Genomic DNA, 15772 nt, shown 5'->3' with positions numbered 1-15772 from the left:
CACTCACCAGGCCGAGGGCCGTACTCGCCCGGGCACCACGACGTGAGCCAGCATATTGCGCAACTCGACCGCCGCCGCCGGTCCGAGCGCCGCCGCCCACCGCTCGGTGAACCCCGCCGCGGCCGCATCGGCCGCCCGGGTGCAGGCCCAGCCGCGTTCGGTGAGCGTGATCAGCTTGGCCCGCGCATCGCGAGGATGCGGATTGCGTTCCGCGTAGCCCTTTTTCACGAGCTCGTCCACCAGCTGGCTGGCCGCCTGCTTGGTCACCCCCAGATGCTCGGCGATCTCGACCACGGTCGCACCGGCCGGAGCCATCCGCACGAAGGCGAACCCGTGGCTGGGCCGGATATCGGTGAACCCGGCCTCGACGGTGCCCTGATGGATGGCATCGGTGACCTCGGCCGCGGCCGCGAGCAATAGCAGCGGCAGATCCTGCGCGTGTGGAGGCATGGAGGAATCTTGGCACTTGACAGAGTAGTCAACAAGCTTGACTATATTAGTCAAGTAGATTGACTAAAGAGGAGAACGTCATGCCCTTCATCCAGGCCGCCGAGGCTCAGGTCCACGAAATGCACGGCTCCCGCTTCACCCCGCTCGTGCGCCCCAGCTCCGGCAGCACCGAACTGTGTGTCTGGAAACTCGAGATCGGCCCCGGCATCGAGGGCGTCGCCCACAAGGTCCTGCGCGAGGAAGCCTTCGTCATCCTCGAAGGCGAGGTCGTCTTCACGATCAATGGCGAATCCTCGCACCTGAAGCCCGGCGACGCCGCCGTAGCGAACGCGGAATCCACCATCCGCCTGGACAATCCGGCCGCCACCCCCGCGGTTGTGATGGTCACCGCCCCCGTCGGCTTCACCGGCCAGCTATCCGACGGCACCATCCTCACCCCACCATGGGTGAGCTGATCAAGATCAAGGAGCTGTGGTGGAGGAAATTCACTCGTGAATCCGCCACCACAGCTCCCTGATCTTGGTTAGGAGGCTGCGGGTGCTGGGGGATCCGCGAGGCAGGTGGTGTCGGTGGCGGGGAGGTCGCCTTGTGTGAAGTAGGTGTTGATGGCGTCGTTGACGCAGCTGCTGAGATTGGGGCGGAAGGTCATGTGGACGCGGACGTCCTGGAGGGTGACCATGCGGGATTCGGAGAGATCCTCGTGTAGTCGGAGGCCGTGGGCGTAGGGGGTGCGCGGGTCGCCGGTGGCTTGGACTATCAGCGCGGGCACCGAATTGCGGACGACGGTGGGGGCTTCCACCGGGCGGGGCCAGAAGGCGCAGGGTTCGATATTGCTCGCCATCGCACCGAATATCGGCTGGGTGGAACGGCTTTCCTGAATATTGCGCCAGTACCAGCCCAGGTCGGTCGGCGCACCGGCGTCACCGCAGGCGATTTGGGCGAGGGTCGAGTTCTCGCCGTCGCGCAGGGCTTCGACGACGGCTTGCAGTCTGGGGGAGCGGGCCGTGGTGGGCGGGCCGCCCGCGGCATCGGCGAGTTCGCGCACGACATCGGCGGCGGCCGCATTGATCCGGTAGTTCATGACCAGGCCGTGCAGGATGAACGGCAGCCAGTGATCGTCGATGGCGAATCCGTCGATGACGATCGGCTGCCGGTTGGCATCGCGCACCAGCTTTTCGATTCCGGCCCGAACCTGCTGTGCGGTCGCGCCGAGTCGATAGGTGTCGTTCTGGGTAGCGACCCACGCTGCCCAGTCATCCAGCGCGATCTCGTCGGCGGGTCCCCAATCCTGGACCATGCCTTCCCAATACCGGTCCGGGTCGATGGCGCTGTCCAGCACGATCCGATCGGTCCGATCCGGGAACATCTGGGTGAAGACCGCGCCGAGGTACGTCCCATAGGACGTCCCGTAATAGCTGATCTTCTCCTCGCCCAGCACCGCGCGCACCACGTCCATATCCCGCGCGGTATTGCGGGTCGTGTACTGCCGCATCACCTCTTGGTCCTGGATCAGGCATCCCGCCGCCATCCACGCCGATTGCACGGTGTCGTGTGCGAACCCGAGGACATCCAGCCCCGCCGACCGGATCATCTCGCCGACCGGCCACCCGCAGCGTTTGCCCCGCCCGGATTCGCCGACCCCGCGCGGGTCCATTCCGATCAGGTCATTGCTCGCCAGTGCGTCGGGCGAAAGCACATCCCCGAGTAGGTCGATGGTGTCCAGCCCCTCGGCCCCGGGCCCACCCGGGTTGGCCAGCAGCGCACCGTGTCGCCGCGCCGGATCGGTGGCTCGTACCCGGGATATCGCGACGGTCATGGTGCGCCCGTCGGGCTTCCCGTAATCCACGGGCACGAGGACGTCCGCGCATTCGCCGCCTGCCTTGTCCACGTTCTCTATCCCGCAGGGCTTCCACTCGACCTGCTGCCGATAGAACCGCTCCAGACCGGCCGTCGGCGTGGCATCCCCGGGTGTGGCATACGCCGTCACGGGTGCGGTGATCACCACCGATAGCGCGAGCGCGACGAGCGAATTCCGGAACACCTTCACCAACAACAGGACTCGCCCCTCGAGTGCGACAGTTCAGACCGATGAACCGTAACGGATCACCGGTGTGGTCCGCAGCGGAAGGTTACCCGTGCAAAGGATCTGGTCGGTCGTCGGCCATCCGGAGGCGGAGCGGCAGATTGATCCAATCGTGTTTCACATTTGCCGCGCAATAACGCATTCGATCGGTCCCCGAAACCGAAAGCGCCGAGAGTTGTCCATCTGCTCATCTCCGCGCAACCTGCTGGAATCCATTGGGAAGAACAGGTTCTCGTAAGTTGACCACGAACTGGGCATATGGGAGTTTTCTCACAAAGTGCTTGCTTTCGGTTTAAGGTTTGCACGGTCAATCGGAGGAGTTGCGGCTAGTGCGTCGACGGCAGGAAAACCGCGCGGGAAGAACGGATTCAGAACTCGCGCCGGCGACCGCGGAGCAGCGGCTCGGTGTCGTCATGGGCGGCATCCTGCGAGCGCGGACCATCGGCGGCCAGCTGTCCCGCATTCTGGCCTTCGCCCTGATACTGGTGCTGATTCTCTTGGTGGCCACCGTCGATCGCGCCTTCGCGGATTACCGGGCGGGCGATGACACCAGGCGGGCGGTATCGCTCGCGCTGAGCGTCCAGGACCTCACCGATCAGCTGCAGCGCGAACTCGGTCTCAGCAATGGCCTGCTCGGTGGTGACGGCGGCCTGCAACAGTCCCTGCGCGGACAGCGGCACACCGTGGACACCACCCTCGACGCGGTGAAGTCCGCCGCCGACTCGGATGTCCCGGGCGCGGATCGGGTGCGCACGGCGCTCGATCAGCTGAACCTGCTGGCCAACACCAGGACTCAGGTCGATACCCGCCGCGTGAGCCGCCCGGTCGTGCTCAAGTTCTACAACGACGCCGTCGGCGCGCTGAATCAGCTGACGCTCGGCCTCGAACTGGCGAGTGATGCCGATCTGCAACGCGGCCTCCAGGCGTTCTATGCGCTCGGCGCGGCCAAGGAACAGTTCGACAAGGAACGCGGCTTCCTCAATGGCGTGTTCGTGGCGGGCCGTTTCTCCGGCGGTGAGTACGGCCAGTTCATGGAGATCCGGTCGGCGAAACAATCTGCGCTGCAGTCATTCTCTCGCTACTCGGGTAAGGCCCGGCAGGCCGATCTGGACGACGCCATGCGTGGGGATAATGCCGTCCAGGCGGATCAGGCCGAGAGCATCGCGCTCGCATCCGGCGACGGGCCGCTGGTGCGCCCGGTGGACGCGGCGAACTGGTGGACCCGCATGACCGGCGTGATCGATGCGCAGCGTGCCGTGCAGCAGGCGGTGGGCAAGGACATCCAGGCGCGCGCGGATGAGCTTCGCGGTGTGGCCTTGACCAAGCTGATCAGCTTCCTGGTCGGCGCGGCGATCGCCATTATCGCCATGATCGCACTGGTTTTCGCGTCGGTCCGCGCCCTGGTGCGGCCCCTCGCCGCGCTCGCCGGGGAAGCCGACGACGTGGCCTCGCGACGCTTGCCGCAGGTCATCGAGTCGTGGTCGCACGCCAGCGAGACACCGCCGGACGCACCGGCCGCGGTGCGGACGCCGGCGGGGGCGAGCGCCGAGATCGCGGCTGTCGCAGATGCTTTGGATCGCGTCCAGACCACCGCCTTCGAGCTCGCCTCACAACAGGCGCTGGTGCGCCGCAATACCACCGAGTCGATGGGCAACCTGGCCCGGCGCAACCAGAACCTGGTCCGTCGCCAGCTCGCGCTGATCAGCGAGTTCGAGCGGAAGGAACTCGACCCGCAGGGGCTGGCCAACCTGTTCGAGCTGGATCACCTGGCCACTCGCATGCGCCGCAATGCCGAGAGCCTGCTGGTGCTGGTGGGGGAGAACAGTCCACGGCGGCTGGCCCGGCCGATCGGTCTGATCGACGTGATCCGGGCCGGTATGTCGGAGGTGGACGACTATCGGCGGGTGCTGCTGCGCCGGGTCGAGGACGTGCTCATCGTGGGCACGGCGGCCAGCGAACTCTCCCATATGCTGGCCGAATTGATCGAGAACGGCCTCGCCTACTCGTCTCCGGACCTGGAGGTCGAGGTGTATGGGCGGCGGTCATCGCGCGGGTATCTGCTCGCCGTGGTCGATCAGGGCGTGGGCATGTCCACCGAGCAACTCGCCGCGTCGAACGCCAAACTGCGCGGTGAACAGGACTTCATCGTCGCTTCCACTCGCTACCTCGGCCATTACGTGGTGGGTCGGCTGGCGCAGCGGCTCGGAATCACCGTGGAGCTGGACGCCTCGCCGGTCAGCGGTATTGTCGCGCGGCTGATTCTGCCCGCGGAATTGCTTGCCACGGAACAGGATCAGCATCCCGTGATGGTGCAGGCGCTGATCCCGGCCACCCCGGTCGAGCCGACCTGGGGCGCGGACACGGAAGCTCGCGGCATTACCTCGGCGGGGTCCGCAAGCCCGGCCCCGGCGGGGTCCGCGAGCCTTGCCCCGGCCGAGCCTGCGAGCTTTGCGTCGGCGGAGTTCGCGAGCCTTGCCTCGGCCGAGCCTGCGAGCTTTGCCTCGATGGGGTCCGCGAGCCTTGCCTCGGCGGCGAGCTCTGTTGCATCGGAACCGGGCCGTGCTGTCGCCGCGCCGCCTGCTCATGCGCCGGTGACCGACGTCCGTCCCGCGCAACGCGCGCCCGAGCCGGGAAGTATCCCCGAGCCGGGGTCGGGAGCCCTCGGACCCACCACGGCCAACGGCCTGCTGCGGCGCAATAAGCGGGCTCGCGCGGCGGCGTCCGCGGCGGGCCCGCAATCCCGGCCCGACTCCGGTCCCACGGCCCGGCCCGACTCGGGTTCCACGGCCCGGCCTGAGCCCGGGCCGGTCACGGATCGCAATGCCGAGGAGACACGGAATATGCTGGCGGCCTTCCGTGCCGGGCACGAGCGCGGCGCGACCATCGGTGCGCAGCCTCCCCGGCATTCGGGTGCCCATGACAAGTACACGCGCGCAGACGATTCGGCGACCGCCGCCTCGTCCGCGCCTACCGCAGAGGAGAACTGGTGACCATCCAGCTGCCGAGCGCCGACCCGCATACCTTCAACTGGATGCTGGCGAACTTCGTCCGGAACACCGCGGGTGTGCTCGAGACCGTCGCGGTCTCCTCGGATGGGCTGCTCATCGCGATGTCCGATGGGCTCGATCGCGCCGCCGCAGACCGGCTGGCAGCCATGGTCTCGGGTCTGTCCAGTCTCGCCCGGAGTGCCTCGCGCAGTTACGACTTCGACGGCATGAAGCTGATCATGATCGAGATGAAGCGCGGCTTCCTGCTCGTCACGGCCATGGGCAATGGCAGCTGCCTCGGTGTCATCGCCGACGGCAATTGTGATGTCGGACTGCTCGGATACGAGATGTCCGTGCTGGCCGAGCGCGCCGGATCGCTCCTTGATCCGGCGCTGATTTCCGAGTTGCGAGGGACCTTGCGCAGATGAGAGATGGATCCAGTCCCGGCGACGGGGATTTCGGCTGGTTCCGCCGGGATCTTCCGGGACAGCAGTCGATGTCGGCGCAGGACGGCGGTGACGGCCACGACGATTTCGTGCGCCCGTTCATCGTCACCGGCGGTCGCACCACACCGGTGATCGACGGCCTGCGCATTGAAACCATGGTGCAGGCCCTGCCGTCCGCGCTGCCCGCGCCGCTTCAGCTCGAGCAGCGCGCGGTCGTACAACTGTGTCAACAACCCCATTCCATTGCGGAAATCGGTGCGGCACTGCATATTCCGGTCGGCATCGCCAAGGTCGTGGTGAGCGATCTGGCCGCCGCGGGCCATGTGGTGGTGCGCGCGGCTCCCGAGCTTTCCATTGCCGCCATCGAGAGGATCAGAGATCTTGTCCGCGCCCTCTGACACGCGCACCGCGCCCAGCACACCGTCCTCGGTGAAGATCGTCATCAGCGGCGGATTCGGGGTGGGTAAGACCACCTTCATCGGTGCGATCTCCGAGATCGAGCCGCTCGCCACCGAGGCCGCCATGACCGAGGTCGGTGCCGATATCGACGATCCCGGGCGGCGGGCGGACAAGACGCAGACCACGGTGGCGCTCGACTTCGGCCGCATCACCCTGGATCGGTCGCTGGTCCTGTACCTGTTCGGCACCCCGGGCCAGGACCGGTTCGTCTTCCTGTGGGACGACCTGGTCGACGGCGCGCTCGGCGCGGTGATCGTGGTGGATACCAGCCGCATCGACGACTGCTATCCGGTGCTGGACTACTTCGAGGAGAAGGGCGCGCCGTTCGTCGTCGTGGTCAACCGATTCGACGGCGAAGCGCGTTTCGATCTGCGTGAGGTGCGCGAGGCGCTGGAGCTCGAGGACGGGATCCCGCTGCTGGACTGTGACGCCCGCGACCGGGAATCGGTGAAGGATGTGCTCGTGGCCCTACTCGAACAGGTGCTGTTTCATCGCATCGCGGTGTGAAGGAGAAGGACTCTGACGATGTTCACTACGCGGCCCACCCTGCAAGGCACCTTCGGCATGGTGTCGTCCACGCACTGGCTCGCCTCGTCCACGGCGATGGCGGTGCTCGAGGCCGACGGCAATGCCTTCGATGCCGCGGTCGCCGCGGGCTTCGTGCTGCATGTGGTGGAACCGCATCTCAATGGTCCCGCCGGTGAGGTGCCGATCATTATCGCGCCCGTCGGCCGCACGCCGCAGGTGCTGTGCGGGCAGGGGCCCGCGCCTGCCGGTGCCACCATCGAGCACTACCGGGGGCTGGGCCTGGAGCTGGTGCCCGGCACCGGGCCGCTGGCCGCCGCGGTGCCCGGTGCGTTCGACGCCTGGATGGTGTTGCTGCGCGATCACGGCACCAAGCGGCTGTCCGAAGTGCTTTCCTACGCAATCGGATACGCCGAGCACGGACATCCGGCGGTGGAGCGGGTCGGTGAGACCGTCGCCTCGGTCGCCGAGCTGTTCGAGACGGAGTGGACGACCTCCGCGGCGCTGTATCTGCGCGACGGCAAGCCGCCCGCACCCGGTGCGCTGCTCCGCAATCCGGCGCTGGCCGCGACCTGGCGGCGCGTGATCGCCGAGGCCGAGGCGGCGGGGCCGGGACGTGAAACGCAGATCGAGGCGGCGCGCGCGGTCTGGCGGTCCGGCTTCATCGCCGAGGCGCTGGTCGCCGCGGCGGGCCGTCCGGCCATGGACACCTCGGGTGAACGGCACGCGGGCACGCTGACCGGTGACGATCTATCGAATTACGCTGCACTGTACGAGGATCCGGCGACCTACACCTGGAACGGTTGGACCATCGCCAAGCCCGGGCTGTGGAGTCAGGGGCCGACGCTCCTCCAGCAGTTGGCGCTCTTGTCCGAGCTGCCCGAGTACGGCACTCCGGAGTACTACCACCTGCTCATCGAGGGTTCGAAGCTAGCCATGGCCGATCGCGAAGCCTGGTACGGCGACAGCACTCCCGTGAAGCTGGAGGCGCTGCTGTCGCCGGAATACAATGCGCAGCGTCGGACGCTGATCGGATCGACCGCGTCGGAGGAATTGCGGCCGGGCAGCCCGGACGGACTGGCACCGCGATTGAGCGGGTACGCCCGCGCGAATTCGGCTGGCGCACAGTCGAGTGCGCTCGGCGCGGGGGAGCCGACGGTCGCGTCCAGCGGTGCCACGCGCGGCGATACCTGTCATCTCGATGTCGTGGACCGCCACGGCAATATGATCGCGGCGACGCCCAGTGGTGGCTGGCTGCAATCCAATCCGGTGGTGCCGGAACTGGGTTTCCCGCTCGGCACGCGCTTGCAAATGTCTTGGCTGGAACCGGATCTGCCGAATTCACTGGTGCCGGGCCGTCGTCCGCGCACCACGCTGAGCCCTTCATTGGCGCTGCGCGAGGGTGCGGCGGTCATTGCGTTCGGCACTCCCGGTGGCGATCAGCAGGATCAGTGGAGCACGCATTTCCTGCTCGCGGTGGCTCTGCGCGAGCAGGTGCGCGGCGGTTTCGATATGCAGGGCGCGATCGACGCACCGAACTGGCATCAGGAGAGCTTCCCCGGCTCCTTCTATCCGCGCACCATGAATCCCGGTGCGGTGGTGGTGGAATCGCGGATCGGCGCGAACGTCATCGACGAGCTGGAGCGGCGCGGGCACCGGGTGACGGTCGGCGGGGCCTGGTCCGAGGGCCGATTGTGTGCGGTCGCACGGGATCCGGAGACCGGCGTGCTGTCGGCCGCCGCGAATCCGCGTGGCATGCAGGGTTATGCGGTGGGCCGATAACTTCATCGCGCGTCCACCTCCTGATCACCAAGAACGACTCTTCTTCGAAGTAGGTTTTCGCTCATGCTCATTCGCCTTTCGAGGCTGCTCGCCCTCGGTTCCATCGCGGTCGTGCTCGCCTCCTGCGCGCAGCAGACACAGGACCGAACTGGTGCGCACACAGATGATTTCGGCACGCCCGTCGGCACCCAGGCGGTGCGCGAGGGGGGCGAGCTGGTCATGGGGTTGTCCGCCGAGCCCGACCGGCTCGACCCGACCACCTCCAGCTCGCTGATCACCCGCTACATCATGAGTTCGGTGTGCGAGAAGCTCTACGACAGTGACTCGTCGGGCAAGCTGGTGCCGCAACTCGCGACGGCCCTGCCCACCGTGTCCGGGGACGGGCTGACCGTCACCATCCCGGTGCGCACCGGCATCGAATTCGCCGACGGCACCAAGTTCGACGCCGCCGCCGTGCAGACCAGCCTGCAACGCCATCTCACTCTCCCGGGCTCGCAGCGGACCAGTGAGATGGGCCCGATCGCCGCCGTCGAGACAAATGGCGCGGATCAGGTCGTCATCAAGTACAAGACGCCGTTCGCGCCGATCACCGCGGCGCTCGCCGACCGGGCGGGCATGATCATGTCCCCGGCCGAACTCACCAAGGCGGGCAACGACTTCGGCGACAACCCGGTCTGCGTCGGACCCTTCAAGTTCGTCAAGCGGGTGCCGCAGACCTCCATTGTCGTGGAGCGCGATCCGCGCTACTACGACGCCAAGAATGTGCACCTGGACTCCATCACCTACCGCATCATGGCCGATGCGAACATTCGCGGAACCAATCTGCGTTCGGGTGACGTCCAGGTCGCCGACTACATCTCCCCGCAGGACGTGGACGCGCTGTCCAAGGAACCGAATCTGCGTCTGTTGCAGACCCGTTCGCTGGGCTTCATGGGCATGTACCTGAACGTCGGCAATGTGGATGGCGTGGGTAAGCCCGCCAAGCCGATCGACACCCCGCTCGCCAAGGACGCCCGCGTGCGAACTGCCTTGGCGCTCAGTATCGATCGCTCCGCGCTGGTGAACACCGTGTTCAACAACTGGTTCGAGGCCACCTGCACGCCGATCGTGCCGGACAGCACGTATGCGACGAAGTCCGCGACCGAGTGCCCCGCCTACGACCCCAAGAAGTCGCTGTCCCTGCTCGCCGAGGCCGGTGTGCAGACCCCGTACAAGATCAAACTTCAGGTGCAGAACAGCCAGGACCGGCTGCGCTACGCACAGGCGCTGCAGGCCCAGCTGAAGGAGGGTGGATTCGATCTCGAGATCATCCCCACCGAGTACTCCACGCTGCTGGACGTGCAGAAGAAGGGCACCTACGAGGCGCTGCTGCTGGGCTGGTCGGGCCGAATCGACCCGGACGCCAATGTTTCCCGCTTCCTCACCACCGGATCCAGCGGCAACTACAGCGGATACAGCTCGACGGCCCTCGATGACCTGCTCGGCAAGGCCGCCCGCACCACCGACACCGCACAGCGTGCCGACCTGTACGCGCAGGCGGTGAAGCTCGTGCAGCAGGACAACCCGTACCTCTACACCTACCGGGAACGCCTGCTGACCGTGCACACCACCAAGGTGACCGGCATCGAGGTATACCCGGACGGCGTGGTGCGGCTGGGTAAGGCCGCGTTCCTCGCGAACGCGGGCTGACACCGATGCGGACTCGCCTGCCGCGGCTACTCGTGGCCGGATTCCTCGCCGTCGTGCTGGCATCCTGCTCATCCGCCTCGCAACCGGCCCGGATCACCACGCACGCCGACGATTACGGCACGCCGGTGGGCGGGCAGCAGGTGCGGCAAGGCGGTGATCTGGTGATGGGCCTGTCCAATGACCCGGACCGGCTCGACCCGACCACCTCCAGCTCGCTGTACATGCGCTACGTCATGAGCACGATCTGCGAAAAGCTTTATGACAACGACAGTTCCGGCAACCTGGTGCCGCAATTGGCGACCGCGCTGCCGAAATTCTCCGAGGACGGGCTGACGGTCAGCATCCCGGTGCGCAGCGGGATCGAATTCGCCGATGGCACACCGTTCAATGCGACGGCGGTCAAGGAGAGCCTGCAACGGCACCGCTCCCTGGAGGGGTCGCAGCGCAGTGGTGAGATGGGGCCGATCACCGATATCGACACCGACGGTGGATCGCAGGTGGTGATCCACTACAGCGTGCCGTTCGCGCCGATCACCGCCGCGCTCGCCGACCGGGCCGGGATGATCATGTCCCCGGCCGCGCTGAAGGAGGAGGGCAAGGACTTCGGCGATAATCCGGTGTGCGTGGGGCCGTTCAAGTTCGCGCAGCGCACGCCCGGCAGCTCGATCGTGGTGGAGCGCGACCCGAACTATTACGACGCGCAGAACGTCCGCTTCGACACCATCACCTACAAGATCATGGCCGATGCCAAGGCCCGCGCGGCCGCCCTGCGCAGTGGTGAGATCCAGGTCGCCGACACCATGTCCCCGCAGGATGCGGACGAGCTGAGTGCGGATCAGCGGTTGCGCCTGCTGGTTTCGGGATCGTTCGGGTTCCAGGGCTTCTACATCAATATCGGCAATGTGGACGGCGCGGGCAAACCGATCAAACCCATCGACACCCCGCTGGCGAAGGATGCTCGCATCCGGCTGGCGCTGTCGCTGAGCATCGATCGACAAGCGTTGGTGGACAAGGCATTCAAGGGTTGGTATGAACCGGCCTGCACGCCCGTCGCGCCACGCACCTCGTACGCGACCCAGGCCGACACCTCCTGCCCGCTGTTCGATCCGCAGCGTGCGCGGCAGCTGCTGACCGAGGCGGGCGTGCAACTGCCCTACCCGATCACCATGCAGGCCATGAACGTCTCCGATCAATTGCAGTACGCGCAGGCCTTGCAGACCAGCCTGGCGCAGGGCGGATTCGATCTGCGCATCGTGCCCACCGAGTACTCGGAAATGCTCACCGCGCAGAAGAGCGGCAACTATGAGGCGCTGCTTCTGGGCTGGTCGGGGCGACTCGACCCCGACGGCAATATCTCCCGGTTCCTCACCACCGGATCCAGCGGCAATTACAGCGGTTACAGCTCGCCCGCGCTGGACGATCTGCTGGGCTGGGCCGCGCACACCACCAGTCCGGCGCGGCGCGGCGCGCTGTATGAGCAGGCGGTGCGCTTCATCCAGCGGGAGAACCCGTACATCTACACCTACCGGCTGCGGAATCTGACCGTGCACTCCACCCGGGTGACCGGTATCGAGGTGTACGCCGACGGCGCGGTCCGGCTCGGCAAGGCCGCGTTCGTCTCCGATCGGAATGGCTGAATGCCGATGCTGTGGTACGTCTTTCACCGGCTGTGGCAGTCGGCGCTCACGCTGGTGCTGGTGTCGATGGTGGTGTTCGCCGGGGTGCGTGCGCTGCCCGGCGATCCGGCCACCGCCTTGGCCGGTGAGCAGGCGGATCCTGCCGCTACAGCTGCGGTGCGGGCCGATCTCGGACTGGATCGGTCACTGCCGGTGCAATACTTCGAGTTCGCCAAGCATGCGGTTGTCGGTGACTTCGGTCGTTCCATTCGGACCGGCACTCCGGTGCGTCACATGATCGGCACGACATTGCCGGTCACCCTGCAATTGGCGTTGTATGCCATGTTCATCGCGGTGCTGGCGGGAGTGGCGGGCGGTGTGATCGCCGCGGTGTATCGGGGGCGTTGGCCGGAATGGGTGGTCAATGGGGTCTCGCTGGTGGGGCTTTCGGTGCCGACCTTCTGGCTGGGCATCCTCGCTGTGCTGTACCTGTCGGTGAAGCTCAGCCTGTTTCCGGCCTCGGGGTATGTGTCGCCGTTCGAGAATCCGCTGCGCGGCGTCTACTTCCTCACTCTGCCCGCGCTGATTCTGGGCGTGACGCATTCGGCGGTGGTGCAGCGGCAGACGCGCTCCTCGATGGTGGAGACGCTGACCACCGACTACGTCCGCACGGCGCGGGCCAAGGGGCTCGGACCCGGTGCGGTGATCGTGCGATATGCCTTGCGCAACAGTCTGATCGTGGTGACCACGGTGATCGGATTGCAGCTCGGCCTGCTCATCGCGGGCGCGGTGGTCACCGAACGCATCTTCAGCCTGCCGGGCATCGGGAAGCTGACCTTGGACTCGGTGTTCACCCGCGACTATCCGGTGATTCAAGCGGTGGTGCTGGTGATCTCCGCGTCCTACATTCTGATCAATTTGCTGGTCGATGTGCTGTACACGGTGATCGATCCGCGGGTGCGAGTGCCCGGGAGGGCGCAGTGAGTGTCCAAGAGCCGGTTGATACCGACAAGCCTGCGGTGGAAACCGCTGCGGCCATGGTGATTTCACCAGCGGCAGCGGTCCGCGGACGGGCGCTGCGCCAGCTGTGGCGCAACCCGCTGGGCATGGTCGGCGCGGTGCTGCTGCTCATCGTGATCGTGGCCGGGGTCTGCGCGCCCCTGCTCGCGCCGTACGGGCCCGCCGACGTGCATTTCGCGACCGTGTTCCAGAAGCCGGGCACGGTCGGATTCCTCTTGGGCTCAGATGATTTGGGCCGCGACATCCTCTCCCGGGTGCTGTACGGCACACGCGCCTCGCTCGAGGTGGGCGTGCTGGCGGTGCTGTGCGCGGTGGCCATCGGGGTGCCGATGGGTCTACTGGCCGGGTACTGGCGATGGCTGGACGCGGTGCTGTCCCGGCTGACGGATGTGCTGCTGGCCTTCCCGTTCGTGATGATCGCCGTCGGACTGACCGCGATCTACGGCGGTGGCCTCACCCAGGCCGCCATCGCGCTGGGGATCGCACAGGTGCCGGTGATGATGCGGGTGGTGCGCGCGGAAACACTGCGGCTCAAGGAAACCGACTTCGTGCTCGCCGCGCGATCCATGCACGTCGGGTCGTGGCGCATTCTCGGCGGGCACATTCTGCCCAATGCGGCCGCGCCGATCATCGTGCAGGCCACCGTGATCATGCCCACGGCGGTGCTCGGTGAGGCGCTCCTGTCCTTCCTCGGGCTCGGCATCCGCCCGCCCGTGCCCAGCCTGGGCATCATGCTCTCCGATGCCCAGCAGTACCTGCTGCGCACCGCGTGGCCGGGCGTCTTCCCGGGCGTGGCGCTCCTGCTGATCTGCCTGGGATTCAACCTCTTCGGCGACGCGCTGCGCGATGCGCTGGATCCGAAGACAAGCCGGTAGAGGCAGCGATGACTGAATCACTATTGGAGATCAGCGATCTGCGAGTCGCCTTCGGGGAGGTGACTGCGGTGGACGGCGTAGACCTGACCATCGCTCCCGGCGAGCGGATCGCGGTAGTAGGTGCCTCCGGCTCCGGGAAATCCACACTCGCACAGTCGATCATCGGCCTGCTTCCCGGCACCGGCGAGATCACCGGCGGCAGCGTGCGCTGGCGCGGCGAGGACATCACCCACGCAGGCGAGAAGCGCCTGCGCGGCCTGCGCGGCAAGGAAATCGGCCTGGTGCCGCAGGACCCGATGTCCAACCTGAACCCGGTCACCCGGGTCGGGCGGCAAGTCTCGGAAACCCTTGTCGCACATGGCCTATACCGAGGACGAGCAGCGCAGCAGCGCGCCATAGAACTACTCGGCGAGGCCGGACTACCGGAACCGCAACGCCGAGCACGCCAATACCCCCACGAATTCTCCGGCGGCATGCGCCAACGCGTACTGATCGCCATCGGCCTCTCCTGCCGCCCCTCCCTCCTCATCGCCGACGAGCCCACCTCCGCCCTGGACGTAACCGTCCAGCGCCAAATCCTCGACCACCTGGACAAACTCACCCGAGAACTGGGCACCGCCCTCCTACTGGTAACCCACGACCTGGGCCTCGCCGCCGAGCGCGCCGACCGCGTCCTGGTCATGTCCGACGGCAAAATCGTCGAATCCGGCTCGGCCCGTGCGGTCCTGACCGATCCACAAGAGGACTACACCCGGCGACTAGTGGCAGCCGCCCCCGCCCGAATCGCCCCGCTACGCGCCCTGGCCGACCCTGCGACCGAGGAAGCGGCGCAGCTCGATACCGAGAATGCCGCGGCGGCCAACAGCGGGATCGCCGAAGTCGACACCGCCCCAGAGGAAACGGCGCAGTCTGACTCCAAGGGTGTCGTGGCGAAGGAAGCTCCAGTGCTGGAGGTTTCGCATCTCACCAAGGAGTATCGGATTCGCGGTCGCGGCGGGGTGTTGCGGGCCGTCGACGATGTGTCCTTCACGATCGCTCGTGGCCGCACCACCGCCATAGTCGGCGAATCCGGTTCGGGTAAAACCACCACGGCGCGAATGATTCTGGGGCTGATACCCGCGAGCTCCGGCACCGTGCGACTCGACGGTTCGGACATTGTGGGCCTGCGTGGTGACCGGCTGCGTGCCGCACGCCAGGCCATGCAGCCCGTCTTTCAGGACCCGTACTCGTCCCTGGACCCCATGTGGACGGTGGAACGCCTGATCGCGGAGCCCTTGCGCGCCTTCGGAACCGGTGACCGCAGCGTCCTGCGTGCGCGGGTGGCCGAACTCCTGGATCAGGTGGCCCTCCCGGCCGCCCTGACCCACCGTTACCCGCATGAGCTGTCCGGCGGCCAACGTCAGCGCGTCGCCATTGCCCGCGCCCTGGCCATCGAGCCCCGCCTGGTGGTCTGCGACGAGCCCGTGTCGGCCCTGGATGTCCTTGTCCAGAGCCAGATCCTGGCCCTGCTCTCCGACCTGCAGGAGCGCCTCGGCGTGAGCTACCTGTTCATCTCCCACGACCTGGCCGTCGTCCAAGCCCTGGCTCACGACGTCATCGTCATGCGCGACGGCAAAGCGGTGGAACAAGGCCCCGCCGATCAAATCCTCACCGCCCCCACCGATCCCTACACTCGCCGCCTCCTGGACGCCATCCCCGGCGCATCCATCATCGAGGCGTCCCCCAGCGAAGCCCTCCGTTCGGCCTGACACACAGCGAAGCCCGCCGTTCGGCCTGACACACAGAAAGGCCGCCCCGGGGTCGAAACCCCTGGGCGGCCTTTCGTTCGTGCCAGGTGGGT

The 15772-nt window shown here is 66.8% G+C and carries 13 protein-coding genes; 11 read left to right on the top strand and 2 right to left on the bottom strand.

Translation table 11 applies throughout. From position 1 onward, the window contains the following. Positions 1-3 precede the first annotated feature (3 nt). Positions 4-450 carry a MarR family transcriptional regulator gene (locus AB0N05_RS35715; protein ID WP_364702599.1) on the bottom strand — a complete coding sequence of 149 codons (447 nt, stop codon included), beginning with the start codon at positions 448-450 and terminating at the stop codon, positions 4-6. 80 nt (positions 451-530) lie between these two features. On the opposite strand from AB0N05_RS35715, the gene AB0N05_RS35710 reads away from it, so the two are divergent. Beyond that, on the top strand, positions 531-905 hold the full coding sequence (locus AB0N05_RS35710; RefSeq protein ID WP_364702597.1) for a cupin domain-containing protein: 375 nt from the start codon (positions 531-533) through the stop codon (positions 903-905). Positions 906-973: 68 nt separating this feature from the next. Here AB0N05_RS35710 and AB0N05_RS35705 read toward each other — a convergent pair whose 3' ends face one another. Further along, a complete protein-coding gene (locus tag AB0N05_RS35705) occupies positions 974-2497 on the bottom strand; it encodes an alpha/beta hydrolase (protein ID WP_364703223.1) in 1524 nt (507 codons plus the stop codon). 365 nt (positions 2498-2862) lie between these two features. Here AB0N05_RS35705 and AB0N05_RS35700 point away from each other — a divergent pair, with 365 nt between their 5' ends. The 10 genes from AB0N05_RS35700 (at position 2863) to AB0N05_RS35655 (ending at position 15680) form a co-directional block, all read left to right on the top strand. Continuing rightward, entirely contained in the window at positions 2863-5523 is a 2661-nt protein-coding gene (locus AB0N05_RS35700; protein ID WP_364702595.1) for a nitrate- and nitrite sensing domain-containing protein, read from the top strand. Between the two features lie 41 nt (positions 5524-5564). After that, positions 5565-5948, top strand: coding sequence for a roadblock/LC7 domain-containing protein (locus AB0N05_RS35695; protein ID WP_364703220.1), 384 nt, complete (start codon positions 5565-5567; stop codon positions 5946-5948). After that, positions 5945-6364 (top strand): DUF742 domain-containing protein, encoded by a 420-nt coding sequence (locus tag AB0N05_RS35690; RefSeq protein WP_364702592.1) that lies wholly within the window; start codon positions 5945-5947, stop codon positions 6362-6364. Before AB0N05_RS35695 ends, AB0N05_RS35690 begins: the two co-directional genes overlap by 4 nt. Beyond that, complete coding sequence (locus AB0N05_RS35685; RefSeq protein WP_364703217.1) at positions 6345-6932, top strand: ATP/GTP-binding protein; 588 nt, start codon at positions 6345-6347, stop codon at positions 6930-6932. The genes AB0N05_RS35690 and AB0N05_RS35685 overlap by 20 nt, the downstream gene beginning before the upstream one ends. 18 nt (positions 6933-6950) lie before the next feature. After that, complete coding sequence (locus tag AB0N05_RS35680) at positions 6951-8732, top strand: gamma-glutamyltransferase (RefSeq protein WP_364702589.1); 1782 nt, start codon at positions 6951-6953, stop codon at positions 8730-8732. Between the two features lie 63 nt (positions 8733-8795). Next, positions 8796-10421 carry an ABC transporter substrate-binding protein gene (locus tag AB0N05_RS35675; RefSeq protein ID WP_364702587.1) on the top strand — a complete coding sequence of 542 codons (1626 nt, stop codon included), beginning with the start codon at positions 8796-8798 and terminating at the stop codon, positions 10419-10421. A 5-nt stretch (positions 10422-10426) separates the two neighbouring features. Then, complete coding sequence (locus tag AB0N05_RS35670; protein ID WP_364702584.1) at positions 10427-12058, top strand: ABC transporter substrate-binding protein; 1632 nt, start codon at positions 10427-10429, stop codon at positions 12056-12058. After that, complete coding sequence (locus AB0N05_RS35665; protein ID WP_364702581.1) at positions 12059-13021, top strand: ABC transporter permease; 963 nt, start codon at positions 12059-12061, stop codon at positions 13019-13021. After that, a complete protein-coding gene (locus AB0N05_RS35660) occupies positions 13018-13932 on the top strand; it encodes an ABC transporter permease (RefSeq protein WP_364702578.1) in 915 nt (304 codons plus the stop codon). Before AB0N05_RS35665 ends, AB0N05_RS35660 begins: the two co-directional genes overlap by 4 nt. Before the next feature lie 8 nt (positions 13933-13940). After that, positions 13941-15680 carry an ABC transporter ATP-binding protein gene (locus AB0N05_RS35655; RefSeq protein ID WP_364702575.1) on the top strand — a complete coding sequence of 580 codons (1740 nt, stop codon included), beginning with the start codon at positions 13941-13943 and terminating at the stop codon, positions 15678-15680. Positions 15681-15772 lie beyond the last annotated feature (92 nt).

The organism is Nocardia sp. NPDC051030 (assembly GCF_040683015.1).
Classification (GTDB): Bacteria; Actinomycetota; Actinomycetes; order Mycobacteriales; family Mycobacteriaceae; genus Nocardia.
This window is presented reverse-complemented; position numbering and strand designations above follow the sequence as displayed.

Excerpts from the sequence above, each read along its gene's own strand:
- AB0N05_RS35715 (WP_364702599.1), bottom strand. The coding sequence starts at position 450 with ATGCCTCCACACGCGCAGGATCTGCCGCTGCTATTGCTCGCGGCCGCG.
- AB0N05_RS35710 (WP_364702597.1), top strand. The coding sequence starts at position 531 with ATGCCCTTCATCCAGGCCGCCGAGGCTCAGGTCCACGAAATGCACGGC.
- AB0N05_RS35695 (WP_364703220.1), top strand. The coding sequence starts at position 5,565 with ATGCTGGCGAACTTCGTCCGGAACACCGCGGGTGTGCTCGAGACCGTC.
- AB0N05_RS35690 (WP_364702592.1), top strand. The coding sequence starts at position 5,945 with ATGAGAGATGGATCCAGTCCCGGCGACGGGGATTTCGGCTGGTTCCGC.
- AB0N05_RS35680 (WP_364702589.1), top strand. The coding sequence starts at position 6,951 with ATGTTCACTACGCGGCCCACCCTGCAAGGCACCTTCGGCATGGTGTCG.
- AB0N05_RS35675 (WP_364702587.1), top strand. The coding sequence starts at position 8,796 with ATGCTCATTCGCCTTTCGAGGCTGCTCGCCCTCGGTTCCATCGCGGTC.
- AB0N05_RS35670 (WP_364702584.1), top strand. The coding sequence starts at position 10,427 with ATGCGGACTCGCCTGCCGCGGCTACTCGTGGCCGGATTCCTCGCCGTC.
- AB0N05_RS35665 (WP_364702581.1), top strand. The coding sequence starts at position 12,059 with ATGCCGATGCTGTGGTACGTCTTTCACCGGCTGTGGCAGTCGGCGCTC.
- AB0N05_RS35655 (WP_364702575.1), top strand. The coding sequence starts at position 13,941 with ATGACTGAATCACTATTGGAGATCAGCGATCTGCGAGTCGCCTTCGGG.